This is a genomic window from Acinetobacter pragensis (assembly GCF_001605895.1).
GTDB lineage: Bacteria > Pseudomonadota > Gammaproteobacteria > Pseudomonadales > Moraxellaceae > Acinetobacter > Acinetobacter pragensis.
Map to the genome: position 1 here is coordinate 1 of NZ_LUAW01000042.1, position 13,253 is coordinate 13,253.

General features: G+C 45.0%; 13 protein-coding genes. 5 read left to right on the top strand and 8 right to left on the bottom strand.

All coding sequences use genetic code 11. The annotated features are described in order from the left end of the window. Positions 1-49: 49 nt before the first annotated feature. The 4 genes from AZH43_RS15215 to AZH43_RS15230 all read right to left on the bottom strand — a co-directional run bounded on the left by AZH43_RS15215 (position 50) and on the right by AZH43_RS15230 (position 3,213). Positions 50-661 (bottom strand): hypothetical protein, encoded by a 612-nt coding sequence (locus AZH43_RS15215; protein WP_067671355.1) that lies wholly within the window; start codon positions 659-661, stop codon positions 50-52. 160 nt (positions 662-821) lie between these two features. Continuing rightward, the gene (locus AZH43_RS15220; protein ID WP_067671358.1) at positions 822-1,175 is read right to left on the bottom strand and encodes an RcnB family protein; all 354 of its coding nucleotides are present in this window, start codon (positions 1,173-1,175) and stop codon (positions 822-824) included. 222 nt (positions 1,176-1,397) lie between these two features. Further along, positions 1,398-1,943, bottom strand: a complete 546-nt coding sequence (locus tag AZH43_RS15225; RefSeq protein WP_067671361.1) for a glutathione peroxidase — start codon at positions 1,941-1,943, stop codon at positions 1,398-1,400. Between the two features lie 490 nt (positions 1,944-2,433). Next, positions 2,434-3,213: an AraC family transcriptional regulator gene (locus tag AZH43_RS15230; protein ID WP_067671364.1), complete on the bottom strand. Its 780-nt coding sequence runs from the start codon at positions 3,211-3,213 to the stop codon at positions 2,434-2,436. A 118-nt stretch (positions 3,214-3,331) separates the two neighbouring features. Between AZH43_RS15230 and AZH43_RS15235 the strand changes: the two genes are divergently transcribed. Next, on the top strand, positions 3,332-4,243 hold the full coding sequence (locus AZH43_RS15235; protein ID WP_067671367.1) for a DMT family transporter: 912 nt from the start codon (positions 3,332-3,334) through the stop codon (positions 4,241-4,243). Between the two features lie 383 nt (positions 4,244-4,626). Here the strand turns inward: AZH43_RS15235 and AZH43_RS15240 are convergent, their stop codons facing one another. The 3 genes from AZH43_RS15240 to AZH43_RS15250 all read right to left on the bottom strand — a co-directional run bounded on the left by AZH43_RS15240 (position 4,627) and on the right by AZH43_RS15250 (position 7,620). Beyond that, complete coding sequence (locus AZH43_RS15240) at positions 4,627-5,196, bottom strand: L-threonylcarbamoyladenylate synthase (RefSeq protein WP_067671370.1); 570 nt, start codon at positions 5,194-5,196, stop codon at positions 4,627-4,629. A gap of 45 nt (positions 5,197-5,241) precedes the next feature. Continuing rightward, the gene (dprA, locus tag AZH43_RS15245; protein ID WP_067671388.1) at positions 5,242-6,381 is read right to left on the bottom strand and encodes a DNA-processing protein DprA; all 1,140 of its coding nucleotides are present in this window, start codon (positions 6,379-6,381) and stop codon (positions 5,242-5,244) included. An 84-nt stretch (positions 6,382-6,465) separates the two neighbouring features. Beyond that, on the bottom strand, positions 6,466-7,620 hold the full coding sequence (locus tag AZH43_RS15250) for a LysM peptidoglycan-binding domain-containing protein (RefSeq protein WP_067671373.1): 1,155 nt from the start codon (positions 7,618-7,620) through the stop codon (positions 6,466-6,468). Positions 7,621-7,739: 119 nt separating this feature from the next. Between AZH43_RS15250 and def the strand changes: the two genes are divergently transcribed. The 3 genes from def (at position 7,740) to AZH43_RS15265 (ending at position 10,958) form a co-directional block, all read left to right on the top strand. Then, positions 7,740-8,273, top strand: a complete 534-nt coding sequence (gene def, locus AZH43_RS15255; RefSeq protein WP_067671376.1) for a peptide deformylase — start codon at positions 7,740-7,742, stop codon at positions 8,271-8,273. A gap of 90 nt (positions 8,274-8,363) precedes the next feature. Then, positions 8,364-8,801 carry a DUF2946 family protein gene (locus tag AZH43_RS15260; RefSeq protein ID WP_067671379.1) on the top strand — a complete coding sequence of 146 codons (438 nt, stop codon included), beginning with the start codon at positions 8,364-8,366 and terminating at the stop codon, positions 8,799-8,801. A 75-nt stretch (positions 8,802-8,876) separates the two neighbouring features. Further along, positions 8,877-10,958, top strand: a complete 2,082-nt coding sequence (locus AZH43_RS15265) for a TonB-dependent copper receptor (RefSeq protein ID WP_067671382.1) — start codon at positions 8,877-8,879, stop codon at positions 10,956-10,958. 74 nt (positions 10,959-11,032) lie between these two features. Here AZH43_RS15265 and AZH43_RS15270 read toward each other — a convergent pair whose 3' ends face one another. After that, the gene (locus AZH43_RS15270) at positions 11,033-12,241 is read right to left on the bottom strand and encodes an oxygenase MpaB family protein (RefSeq protein ID WP_067671385.1); all 1,209 of its coding nucleotides are present in this window, start codon (positions 12,239-12,241) and stop codon (positions 11,033-11,035) included. A 96-nt stretch (positions 12,242-12,337) separates the two neighbouring features. On the opposite strand from AZH43_RS15270, the gene AZH43_RS15275 reads away from it, so the two are divergent. Beyond that, on the top strand, positions 12,338-12,949 hold the full coding sequence (locus AZH43_RS15275; protein ID WP_067671391.1) for a TetR/AcrR family transcriptional regulator: 612 nt from the start codon (positions 12,338-12,340) through the stop codon (positions 12,947-12,949). The last annotated feature ends 304 nt before the right edge of the window (positions 12,950-13,253 follow it).

Consider the following 13,253-nt stretch of genomic DNA (forward strand, 5'->3'; position numbering starts at 1 on the left):
CCCCGCCGATAGATCGGCGGGCATCTGAATGTGTTTTTGAGCCAAGTATTTAGGACTGGCTGGTTTCATGCCTGTCTGAACTGCTGCTTTGGATCAGCATGCCCGCCAATTTCACCATTTCGGATTGGATCGAAACCATCTGCTGTTCAATTTTTTTCAAATCGACTTTGCTTAAGTCGACTTGGCCATTTAAAAATGGAGAAGCCAGCACTTGTTCATTGGCAGAAAGAATGTTGCTGCGGATATCTGAAATTTCCTGAGTTTTCAAGTTGACAGCGGTCAAGGCCTGGTTGAATCCAGTGAGCTGTTTTTGCAATTGGCTAGCCGTCTGCTGCAGTTTTTCATGATCCTGTAAATCGACAGCATGCTGAAGCTCTGTTTTAGTCTGCTGCAGCTGTTCAACATAATCACCGGCTTTCAGCTGCAAGTCAGCGACATCACGAATGACATAAAACATATTGCCGCTTTTTAATTGGATGTCGCGCGCTGGGGCCTTCTCTGAATTTGCATCTGCCTGTATATCTTCATTTTGGTCCGCTTCGGCTTGAGATTGCTCAGTGCGTACATTTTCCTGCTGAGCTGCTTGATCACAGCCCAGCAAGACCATGCCGGTTGCGAAAATACTGAAAGGAAGCAAGGCGCCTTGCAGAAATTTTTTCATTAGGGTTCAAACTCTATATGGATTTCTTTTGTCTTAAGTGCAATATAGGGATGAAATATGGATTCAAAATAGATTGCTGCAAAGCAGTAACAAAAAAAGCTGTGCACAAGGCATAAAAAAGAGCGCCGAAGCGCTCTTTTCCAAATTCACAGGGGAGGGATTAACCGCCGATGATTTTGATAATTGAATGAGTGATGACGTTAGTTAAAATGTAGTCGCCGTTCACTTTGATCCATTGCTGGTTTTTACCCGGGTTGCTTAATTTTTTGTATTTGCTGTGATCAACTTTATAGCTGTTGCCGCGGTATTGGCTAGGCACTTTTTGGCCTGAACGCCAGTCATGTGACGGGTTTACTGCTTTTTTAGCTTGCTGAGCTTGATGCTGAACAGGTGCTTTTTGATTATGTGCAGGCTGCGGCTGATGGTTTTGCTCATTTTGAGGCGCAGCCATTGCAGGCGCAGCAACTAAAGCAGTTGAAATGGATAAAACAATTGCTTTCATTAATGTATTCATAAGTTCACCTGTTTTTTTCGGCTGTTTGCTGATTTATGTGATGATCATAAACCTAAGCTGCAAAAAAAAATGGCATAGATTGTTGTAGCTTTATTAAAAAGATGGATAAATTGTGAATTTTATTGAAATACGAGAATAATATCTGAACAATTGGTCTTGTTTTGGATTAATCCTGATTTAAATCTCAAAAAAGATTTAAATCAGGCAAGTGCTATAAGCGGTTTATTTTGCTAATTCAGTGTTAATTGCATCGACAATGCGAGCATCATCAGCCTTAATATCCGGAGCAAAGCGCGCCACAATTTCTCCGTTTTTATTCACCAAGAATTTTTCAAAATTCCACAGTACTTCAGGCGGTTCATTTGGGGTCAGGCCATAGTCAATGAGGTCTTTTTTCCATGGTCCTTCACCTTCACGTTCAGGAACCGCCGCTGTCAGCGCCTGATAAAGCGGATGCTTGCTGTCGCCTGCAACGGAAATCTTTGAGAACAATGGGAAATCAACTTGATAATTCAGTGAGCAAAATTGCTGGATCTCTTCGTCGCTGCCCGGCTCTTGTTCCAAAAAGTTGTTCGCAGGAAACCCTAGAATTTCCAAGCCCTGATCTTTCTTGTCTTTATAGAGCTGTTCTAAGCCTTCATATTGCGGCGTTAGGCCGCATTTAGAGGCGACATTGACAATCAGCAGCACCTTGCCTTGGTATTGATTTAATGTGGTTTCTGCACCATCAATGGTTTTGACGGGAATGTTGTAAGCTGAAGCAGTCATGCTGTTTTTCCAAATTATTTGCAGTTCGATGGGAATGTTTTAGCTGGAAAATCAGAGCGCCGCAAGAGCGGATGCGGCAGGTTTTGATAATTTTTGTATGCGGCAGGTCTAAATGCATTTAAATTTATAAAATCATGCAGTTAATCCTTTGAACTATTATTGCAGAAGTAAAAGAGATGTATGAGCCGTTTGGGGGCGCTAAAAGAGTCGCAGAGCAGCAAGCCTTAGCATATTCGGCTCTTTTTTCTGTCATTTTGGGTATGGCTTAGGGGCTCAATCGTATGGCCGCAGCTTATTCAGTATGGGGGTAAGTATCTCAGCAGCGTTTTAGCAGTGGCTGATAGCCCTATGTTGAAATACACAGGATATTGTTTATAGGTATCTTTGGAGAATAGATTAGGCCGCATGCTGTGAATTCGGGTTAAATTTAGAAAACCCAGATGCAAATTTCATGAAGCGAACAAGATAATCGATCAGCCGACAGCTTGGCTTATAGCGGCAGCTGAGCATATTGGCTGGCGGTGAAAACCTTAATCTGTGCCGGTGTCTGTCCAGTGTAGCGTTTGAAAAATTCAATAAAATTAGAACTATGCTGATAACCAAGCTCAATACTGAGTGCTTTAATGGATTTGCCTTGGCGCAATTGCGTAATTGCATAGATGATTTTCGCGCGGCTGCGCCATTCGGATAAGCTGATCTGCAGTTCTGCTTGACTGATTCGAAGCAGCTGGCGCTCACTGATGGCATAAGGCCTCAGTATTTGCTGCAGGCTTTGCGGGAATAAATGAGGCGATGCTAAGTCGGTCAAAATTGGTTTAAGCAGCGGGTGATGTGTTTGCGGCAGATAATGATGATGTTTGGGGGCAGCCTGCAGCTGGTCTAAGATGACCTGAAGCAGATGGCGGTAGTGATTCAAGCTGCCGTTAGACTGTGCCTGAAGCGCTTCTAGGATCAGCTGCCTGAAAAAAGCGGAAACACTGAGCATTTCTGGCTGAGCTGAAAATTCAACGCAAAGTTCTGGAGCCAAACGGATTGCGGCATAATGTGTGGTCTGTTGGTCGACGGCAATTGAATGATGCGCTATCCGCGGCGGAATCCATAAGCCATAGCTGGGCGGTGACCATAAGGTTCTGCCGCTGACCTGATATTCTAAAATACCATCCAGACAAATATTGAAATCGCCCCAAATGCAGGAATGCGGATAGGCTTCTTCATCTTTTTTATAAAACAGCTGGCAGATTTCAATGCGCTGTTCAATCGGCTCAATCATAAGGGCAGCAGCTCTGGCGGCGAATGTCGCTTAACCAATATCAATGTCTGAATATCAATATTTCATTTATATCAGACATTGCGCAGAATAGGGGCAGCTATTGCAAAAGACTTTATTTATGGACATTAATCCTAAGCTTGTACGCTGGGTTGCTGTGCTGCCTTTGGTGGCGGTGTTTATCTGGTCGATGAATATTGCGGTGACGCGCTATGTAACTGACTTTATTTCTCCGGTCAGCATCAGTTTCTACCGTTGGCTGATCGCTTTTATTTTGCTTACGCCGTTCACTCTGCCCCAGCTTTACCGCAGCCGCAGAGTGATTGTGCAGCATTGGAAGCAATTGGCCGTTTTGGCCGCTTTCGGCATGGTGCTGTATCAGGGGCTGAGCTATAGCGCGGCGCATTATACGACTGCGACCAATATGGGCATTATTAATGCTTTTATTCCGGTATTTACAATTATTGTGTCTATTTTTATTTTAAAAGAATGGCCAAACCGCTTTGCCCTGCTGGGCTGCCTTATTTCATTTTTGGGCCTGCTGCTGGTCATCGCGAAGGGGCAGTGGGCGAATTTGCTGTCTTTAGGCGGGCATTTGGGTGATGCCATTATGCTGGGCGCAGTCTTTTTCTATGCCTTTTATGGGGTGTTTTTAAAAAAATGGCAGCTGAAAATTCCTTTGTTTATCAGTGTATATGTCCAAATATTTTTTGCCTTGCTTTATCATTTGCCCTTTGTGTTTTGGCTGGGTTTAGATGCAATTGATGCACGGAATGTATGGAGCGTGCTGTATGCCGGTGTGTTTCCATCATTGATTGCGCCGCTGCTCTGGATGATTTCAATTCAATATCTAGGGCCGAACCGCACCAGCATTTTTATGAATTTAATGCCGATTGTTACGGCTGTAATCGCATATTACTGGCTGTCGGAACAATGGACGGTCTATCATACGATCGGAACTGCACTGGCCATTCTTGGGGTGTTGCTGGCGCAGAAAAAAATTCCAGCGCCATCTCAGATAATTTCTGAATAAATGTAAGGCACAAGCATAGTTTTTTTGTAACAGCGCGGGTTCAGTGAAGATGTGATGGCGTTGCTATAAAGATGAATATTGTCTTTGTGTTGTTAATAAAGTGATCAAAAATAGCAAGATATTTTGAATAACATGCTGTTTTTAATATTGAATTAATACATTGAATCTTTAGATTAATAGAAAAAATCTATTTGTTTCATCAATGGCTTTATCACATAATAACGCCACTGAAAAATGTTGCTTGAATTGCAGTGTTTTCTCAACAGATTTCCAGACCCTCTGGATGTGATTTATGCACATCCTTTTTTATGCTCAGCCATCCCTATATGGCTGAGCTTTTTTTTTATCCAGAACATCATCAAAATGCGGTGAGAGATCTGCGCTTAAGCGCGGATGACTTCACCTGTTTCGGCATCAATAATTTTGCTGGGCTGCTGGCTGGAGCCTAAATCACCATTCAGATAATTGAGTTCACTGGAAAAATAATGGCTGGCTTCCTGTAGTGTCCGGGCCGGCGGCAGGCCGGCTGGATTTGCGCTGGTTGATACAATAAAGCCGTTAAAGGCATGGCAGAGCGCAACACATAGGGAATGGGTGGTTACCCGAACTGCCACTTTAGGATGATTGCCTTTAATCCAGCTGGGAATCTGCTCGTCGGCGGGCAAAAGCCAAGTGGTGGCCCGTTCTTCTGATGTGCGGCTGCTCCATGAAGCGATGACTTTTTCTTTCATTTCCGTGCTGAGGCTGGTCAGCAAGTGTTCAACCTGTGCAACATTGGCGGCCAGTAAAATCACGCCTTTTTCAATTGGGCGCTGCTTCAGCTTTAAAATCTCACGGAATGCTTTTTCGTTAAAAGGGTCACAGCCTAGGCCCCAAACTGCCTCTGTAGGATATGCCAAGACTTGCCCTTTTTTTAGACAATCAGCTGCTTCGGCCACAGAGGTGGTAATCATGAGACTTTAACCTTATTTAATTCAACAGTAAGGCTATTGTGAACCCTATTTGCCAGAACGGCAACGCAGATAGCATCCGGCTTGCTGCAGCGTGAGCCCAAGCAGTTCCAATTCCATCAATTGGCTGGTCAGGGCCGCAGTATCCAATTGCGTTAAATGCGCCAGCTGATCTAAGGTTTGCCCAGTCCAATCCAGCTGCTGGTATAACGCCTGCAAATGATCCGGCACATTGAGGGGTTCCGGTATTTTTTCTGCTTGCACAGATGCCGTGTTTTGCGCTTGCCATTGTACCGGCAGGGCAAGGTCTTCAACGACCTGCTGCGGATGATCAATCAGAATGGCGCCTTCACGGATCAGCTGATGGCAGCCTTGATGGAATTCACTGTAGATATGTCCAGGAATGGCAAAAATATTTTTGCCTTGCTCTGCCGCAATTTTAGCGGTAATCAAAGAGCCGCTTTTTAATGTGGCTTCAGCAACGATCACTCCTAAGCTGAGTCCGCTGACGATGCGGTTGCGCCGCGGGAAATTGTGCTGCAGGGGCGGGGTCTGCGGCAGGAATTCTGTAATGACAGCTCCGTCGCTTTTTAAAATCTCATCTCTGAGGCTCCGATGCTGTGCCGGATAAGTTTGATCCAGTCCAGTTCCCATCACAGCAAGGGTGCGCTGGTGCTTTAAGGCCGCTTGATGTGCCGCTTCATCAATGCCTTGCGCAAGGCCGCTGTTGATATAAAAGCCTTGCTCACTTAAAAAATAGGCAAAATCATAAGCCACTTGTTTGCCGTGTGGACTTGGCTTACGGCTGCCGACAATCGCGATCTGAGCCTGCAGTAAAGTTTGCTCATTGCCCTGACCAAATAGAATAGGCGGCCGGTCACTATAGGGCAAAAGCTGTGGCGGATAAGATGGATCACAATCGATCAGGATAAAATCAGAATACTGCTCAATTTGACGGAGGCAGTGCTGAAATTTTTGCTGTTCAGCTTCACTCTGGAAATTTTGAAAACGCTGTAAATGATTTTTATGTATGCCCAGCTTTTCCCAAGTTGCGCATTGATCAGCATTAAAAGCATGCTTGAGGGAGGGATAGTATTGCCGGATTTTGTTGAAGCTGCTGAGCGAGTGCTGTACCAAAAACCAAAGGCGGATGTAATCCAGCTGTAAGGCGCTTAATGAATTGAGCATAACGAGACCTTTAAACCTGTCTTCTTTTTTATTAGATGAAAATAAAATGAGGCTGAATTTCAGCCTCATTTTTAAACGCAGAGATTATTCATCCAAAAGCGGCGGCTGAATGCTTGCGCCGATTTTAATTGGCAATTCGCTGTCTAAGACAAAGGCATAACTGAGGTTGTCAAAAGTTTTGAAGACCATGATATTGCCAATACGCTGACCTGGAAGCTGGATGCGCTCTTTGGTTTTTGGATCCGTGACGATTTCGCCTTTTTGATTCACACTGAACACGTGGCCTGGCTGGACACCTTGCAATGCGCCGCGGTCAATAGTTACAACGCTATTGGCTGCTGCTGTGCCGATTGAGCCCTGAACACGGACAATACTGCCGCCTGCTGTAATATTTTCAGCATTGGTTGGGTAAAACAATGTCGGCAGCATTGGGTCGTATTCAGGCAGAACACGGTCACCGCGGCGGACTTCACCAGTGTAGGTATCGGTCAGTTCCAGCGTAGTGATGTCATTTTCACCGCGAATAGCGATGCCTGAAGCGACTTGGTTTAATTCAAGGCCTGCATTGAACTTTTTGCCGTTCGCATCAGTGAATTTATACGGTTCGCCTTCACGATAGACCGCATAGCGTTGGCCGACAGTCATGCCGTTGCCGCGCGCATAAACCGTTTGCCCTTTGGCTGCCAATACGCGCTGATCCGCAGTGCCTAAAATATAAGGTGTATTTTCGATAGTTTCCGGAGATACGACCATGCTGCGTTCCAGCCATTGCTGGATGTATTCCAAAGGAATGACAGGGATGGCATTGTTTAACGATTCGATGCGCACCTGAGGCTGCATTTTAGTACCGCCTGTATAGCGGCGGATGATGCCTTCGCAGCCGTCACCTTCATCTTTGCCGATAATTGGATTGCCGTTATAGGTACACATCAGCAAGCGGTCGCCTGGGAAAATCCAGTGCGGGTTTTTGACATGCTTATTGCTTGCCCAAATTTCAGGCCAGCGCACAGGATTTTTTAAGAATCTTTTTGAGATATCCCACAGCGTATCGCCCTTTTTCACCACATAAACTTGCGGTGCCCCAGCTTTCAGTGCAGGCGGATTGACATTGCGCGCAGGCGCTGCTTCAGCAGCGGTCACAATTCCAGCTCCTACACTTACGCAGACGGCAAGTGCTAATAATTGTTTTTTAAACCCCAAGGCACTAAAAGTTGGCATGCCCTTCAAAACCTTTTTCATTATCATAATTCCTAAAATTATGTATGCAGTTGCGTTATAATAACGATATTACACACAATTTTTTGATGAAGCATTCCTTCATTTTGTTTTTTGATCAATGGCATAAGTGAGGACGTCGTATGGCCTTATTACCTATTTTAAGTTTCCCCGATCCCCGTCTTCGTACCATTGCAAAACCAGTCGAAGAAGTTACTGATGAAATCCGTCAGTTAGCGGCAGACATGTTTGAAACCATGTATGAAGCGCCAGGCATAGGCTTGGCCGCCACTCAAGTCGATCAGCATATTCAGCTGATTGTCATGGATTTATCTGAAGAAAAAGATCAACCCATGGTGTTTATTAACCCCAAAATTACGCCATTGACGCAAGAGACGCAGCCGTATGAAGAGGGCTGCCTGTCAGTGCCTCAAATATACGATAAAGTTTCGCGTCCGTCACGCGTAAAAATTGATGCGGTTAACTTGGACGGCGAGTCTTTTGAGCTGGAAGCTGACGGACTTCTCGCAGTTTGCATTCAGCATGAAATGGATCACTTAAACGGCAAGCTGTTTGTGGATTATCTTTCTCCGCTAAAACGCCAGCGTGCCCGTGAAAAAGTTGAAAAAACAGTACGCCAGCGCCAAAAAGATCAAGTTGCGGTAAAACGCGGCTGAATTTTTTAATTTAAAAAATCATCCTGAAGGCTGAACCCAATTTCGATTGGGTTTTGTTATACTGGGGCCGACAAATTTTAGGGTTTGCCTTTGTTTCTGCGTAGTGCTCTGCTGCTGTCTTTTGCAGCGGTATTTTTACAGATTGCTGTGTTTTTACAGCCTTTGCTCCCGACGCAATATCAAATTGCGCCGGTCTGTGAAACCATCACGCGTGCGCTTTTATTGGCGCCTTCAGGCGATCACTCTTCTGCAGCATCCGGGCACCAATCTTCACATCATGCCCATCTGTCCGGTCATCATGTGGAAATCAATGAAAATCCTGCGCATGATCATGATGCAGGCCATCAATGTCAGTACTGCACGATATACGGCAATCTGGTTTTACCGCCTGAACTGGATATCAAGGAAGTCTTAGACCGCATTCAAATCCGCTTAGCGGCTTTCCAGCAGGCATTCACGCATGTCTGGTTTGCGCTGCAGCGCTTATTTTTGCTGCCGCAGGGCAGGGCGCCGCCACTTTTGGCATAAATCAACGTTTTTTGAGTTTTAAGGGTCTTGGTTGACTCCAGCCCCGTTGTGTTTATGTTTTAAGTGAGATTTAAAATGGCTCAGCCAGAGTTTTATTTACAGCCTCTAGCAGCTGCAATTGCTGTCGCATGTTCATCGGCAGTTTGGGCAAATCTGCCTGAAGATCAAATGGCGAATATGCCAATTCAAACACTGGCGCCGATTGTGGTGACTGCGCATCAAGGCAATGATGCCAATGGGCTGATTGTCCGCGCTGATCCGAAACAGCCGATCCAGCCTGTGCCAGCGACAGATGGCGCTGATTATTTGCAAAGTATCATGGGGTTCAGCGCTATTAAAAATGGCGGTACCAACAGTGATGTGACGTTCCGCGGCATGTTCGGTTCGCGTATTAAAGTATTGGCGGACGGCTCTGAGAATTTGGGCGCTTGTCCGAACCGTATGGATGCGCCAACGTCATATATTTCCCCTGAAAGCTATGATCAAATTTCTGTAATTAAAGGCCCGCAAACGGTTCAATATGCCAATACAGGTTCAGCCGCTACGGTGATTTTTGAACGGCAAAAACCTGAGCTGAGCACTGAAAAGCCTTATCTCGGCCAAGCCAGCGTATTGATTGGTTCATTTGGCCGTTTGGACCATAATCTTGAAACGGCCGTAGGGGATGAAACTAAATACATTCGCTTAAATGCCAATCGTTCGGTTTCTGACAGCTATAAAGACGGCAATGGCGATACCGTGCCGTCAGATTGGGAGCGCTGGAATGCAGACTTGGCATTCGGCTGGACACCCGATGAAGATACATGGGTTGAATTGACTGCCGGGAAAGCGGATGGGGACGCTGTGTATGCGGGCAGATCTATGGATGGTTCGCAATTTGCCCGTGAAAGCTTAGGGCTGCGCATAGAAAAGAAAAATGTCACGGATGTGATTAAGAAAATTGAAGCGCAGGTGAACTATAGCTATAACGACCATATTATGGACAACTATAGTTTGCGGACGCCGCCATTGGTTGAAATGACGCATGGCAACATGACGATGCTGATGCCGGATCCGATGTCTATGCAGGTGACGCGCCGTACCTTAAATTCACGTATCGCCGTTACAAGTGAATGGGAAAAGCTGCAGCTGATTGCTGGAATTGACTCTCAAATGAATAAGCATGGAGGCAGTATGACTTCCTTCTCTATGCCGTCCATGAATACTGAATTCAGCACCAATATGAAATTTCAATCCTATGGGGCTTTTGGTGAGCTGGCTTATCAATTGAGTGATGATTATAAACTTGTCACTGGCGCGCGCATTGATCAGGTTGAAGTCGATGCATTTGCATTGAACGATGAACGTAAAGAAACCTTGCTGAGTGGATTTATCCGCTTGGAAAATCAGCACCCAGAGCATGACGCTCAAACTTATATTGGTTTGGGTTATGTGGAACGAATCCCGGATTATTGGGAGCTGTTCAGTGCTAAGCATGGCAATACAGGTATGCCGGTTCCTGCTTTTAATGATGTTGAGAATGAAAAAACTCTGCAGCTGGATATGGGCTATCAGCATTCGCATGGAAACTTCAGTTCATGGGCTTCTGCGTATGCGGGCCTAATCAATGACTATATTTTGATGAGCTATCATGATCATAGCGGCATGTCAGGCATGAATCATGGTAAAACAGCTGGCGCTAAAAATATTGATGCCACTATTGCCGGTGCGGAAGCAGGTATTGGCTATCAGTTCACGGATTCAATTCAGGCGGATGTCAGCACCATGTATGCATGGGGGAAAAATACCACTGATGGTAAGCCTTTACCGCAAATTGCGCCATTAGAAGCACGGGTGAACCTGCGTTATGTTCAAGAAAAATATACGCTTGGCGCTTTATGGCGTGTTGTGAACAGTCAGAACCGCATCAGTCTGGATCAAGGCAATATCGTAGGCTACGATATGGATAAAAGCGCAGGTTTCGGTACTGTATCTTTAAATGGCACCTACCACCTTCGTGAAGGTGTAGATTTGTCTGCCGGGATCGATAATGTGCTGGATAAAACGTATAAAGAGCATTTGAACAAATCGGGCAGTGCTGGTTTTGGTTTTGCCGAGGATGAGCAATTCAATAATATTGGACGCAATTATTGGGCGCGGATTTCGATGAAGTTTTAAGTTCATGTGTTCTAAAAGATAAGAAACAGAGCGCATGCTCTGTTTTTTTTCATCAATGCATATAGTAATAATGATCATTCTTGATGCATGCTGGCCAGTTGTTTCGCCTTGCTTTGATATAAAGCTAAACCCAGTTTTTGTATTTTTCTGCCTTGTGTGATGAGTTTTTGACGCAAAGGCGGCAGGCGCTTGGCTCCTGTATACAGCACCAAATTGCGTCCAATGAGGTAATAGGCAAACCAAGAAGCGGTTTGCGGTTTCAAGCCTAAAAACTGCATGCGCTTTTTGCCAATAAAAAACTGAGTCAATTCTAAATGCTGCCGATAGGCGAGCTTTTGCTGTAAAGGGCGTAAATAGCGGTATTGCCGTTCAAACGGTTCCTTGGATAAGCTCATGCCCAGCGCAGCGCTGCTGTCATCCGATGCAGGGTGAGCGAATTGCATCCAATACATGAAGCGCCAGCCTTCGCATTCTTTGGCAATCAGCCATTGTTCCTCGACGCCCATCAGCCAGCCGATATAGCGCCAAAAATGCAAAAAGTTTTCAGTATCTTGCTGAGAGGGAAAAATCCCCAGCGCACGAATGCCAATCAGAACCACACTGCTGAACGCTAAATTGGTCATCGCCAGATCAAATTGATTGATGGGCGCTCCCCATGTTGCTGCATCCCATTGCTGGTTTTTCTTCAGGTGCTGTCTAACCAAAGCATGAATAAAGCGCACATAAACTGTAGATGTAAACCCTGCGCCGTATCGTTTCAAGCCATTGGGTTCGGTAATGTCAATCCACCATTTTGTGGTTTCGGCTAAGCGTGTGCCTGCCTGCTTATTTAAAGCGCCAGTCAGCATCAGCGGTTGATTGAACCCGGGAAATAAATAGCCGGCCATTAAAGACAAATCTCTTAGCACAAAGCCATTGTTGATTCCCAGCTGATGGGTGAACTGCAAGGCCGCCGTTAATTTTGCCTCATTCAGCCAGCTGGGAATTCTTTCAATGGTTTGAAAAAAAGCCGCAAGTTCTGTCGTTTCTTCAGAAAGATGATCAAGCCCATGAAAAAGCGCAGTTTCAAATAAGGCCCGGTTGCGCTTGGGGTTCTGCATCACCCAGTCCACAACCGCATCCATCGCGGCATCGCCAGAATTCAGGGCTTTATTCAAGCGCAGATATTCAGCATAAGAAGGAGCCAAAGGCTGCGCAGTGAAATGATTCAGCAGCTGAGACAGGACATTGCTCTTTTGCATTTGCTGAAAGGAAGCCAAGCGCGTAGGGGAGTGAATGCTCATTGCAAATTGCCTGTTGCGGTTATGTCATTCCACAGTAATATGAATATTTATTCGTATTCAATTCGCATTCCGGCACAGTCAGCGCAGGGCATGACAATGAGAAAAAAACCGCAGCAGCAAAGAGCCAAAATGATTGTAGAGCATGTCTTGCTGGCAACACAGCAATGCATCGCAAAGGAGGGGCTGGTCCATTTGACGACACCTAAAATTGCGGAACGTTCAGGGGTAAGTGTCGGCTCAATTTATCAATACTTTGAAAACAAAGAACAGATTGTTGAAGAGCTGCTACTACGGAAATCTGAACAGCTGGGCTTGGCGCTAAAACAAGTGGTGATTGAACAGAGCGGTCAGGAAATTCATGACATCATTCCGCTGACCATTCAATTCGGCTTTGATACGCTGAAATCAGATCAGGGCTTTTTAATTGAAATTTTGAAGCATTGGCATGCGTATAGTCATTCAGATGCATCTCAGATTTTGGAGAAGCACTTCTTTGAAGTCGGCATGTACTTGTTTAACCGCTATTACCGGCATTGGGATTTCGAAACTTTGAAAAACCGATCCTTTGTGATTATCAACAGCACCTTATTTACCATGATGCGCTATGTCAGCAATAATAATTTTCTGATTACAGAGCAGCAGCTTAAGAGTGAGTTATCGATGATGATTTTGGCTTATTTAGATGCTAAACCTATTGAGAATAAATAGGGATAAAATAATTTTTATTGAATATCATGATGTTATTTAATTTTTTGGTTTGAAATTTAAGCACTCAAATAAAATAATTAAGAAATGGGGTTGCGTCTGGTAGGGAATGCTGTAGAATGCACATCCATCGGCGGTGATGTTGATTAAAACTTGTTGAGAAACAAGGAGTTGGCCAGAAGTGGTTGATTCTGAGAATCTTGAGGGAGTTTAAAAATAATCAACAAAACCTGTTGACTATTCATCGAAAGAGAGTAGTATAGCCGACCTAGCTTGCTGGTGACGAATCAGCAAGAAGATCATTAAG

Coding starts and splice junctions, on each gene's coding strand:
- AZH43_RS15215 (WP_067671355.1), bottom strand. CDS start 661: ATGAAAAAATTTCTGCAAGGCGCCTTGCTTCCTTTCAGTATTTTCGCA.
- AZH43_RS15220 (WP_067671358.1), bottom strand. CDS start 1,175: ATGAATACATTAATGAAAGCAATTGTTTTATCCATTTCAACTGCTTTA.
- AZH43_RS15225 (WP_067671361.1), bottom strand. CDS start 1,943: ATGACTGCTTCAGCTTACAACATTCCCGTCAAAACCATTGATGGTGCA.
- AZH43_RS15230 (WP_067671364.1), bottom strand. CDS start 3,213: ATGATTGAGCCGATTGAACAGCGCATTGAAATCTGCCAGCTGTTTTAT.
- AZH43_RS15235 (WP_067671367.1), top strand. CDS start 3,332: ATGGACATTAATCCTAAGCTTGTACGCTGGGTTGCTGTGCTGCCTTTG.
- AZH43_RS15240 (WP_067671370.1), bottom strand. CDS start 5,196: ATGATTACCACCTCTGTGGCCGAAGCAGCTGATTGTCTAAAAAAAGGG.
- dprA (WP_067671388.1), bottom strand. CDS start 6,381: ATGCTCAATTCATTAAGCGCCTTACAGCTGGATTACATCCGCCTTTGG.
- AZH43_RS15250 (WP_067671373.1), bottom strand. CDS start 7,620: ATGAAAAAGGTTTTGAAGGGCATGCCAACTTTTAGTGCCTTGGGGTTT.
- def (WP_067671376.1), top strand. CDS start 7,740: ATGGCCTTATTACCTATTTTAAGTTTCCCCGATCCCCGTCTTCGTACC.
- AZH43_RS15265 (WP_067671382.1), top strand. CDS start 8,877: ATGGCTCAGCCAGAGTTTTATTTACAGCCTCTAGCAGCTGCAATTGCT.
- AZH43_RS15270 (WP_067671385.1), bottom strand. CDS start 12,241: ATGAGCATTCACTCCCCTACGCGCTTGGCTTCCTTTCAGCAAATGCAA.
- AZH43_RS15275 (WP_067671391.1), top strand. CDS start 12,338: ATGAGAAAAAAACCGCAGCAGCAAAGAGCCAAAATGATTGTAGAGCAT.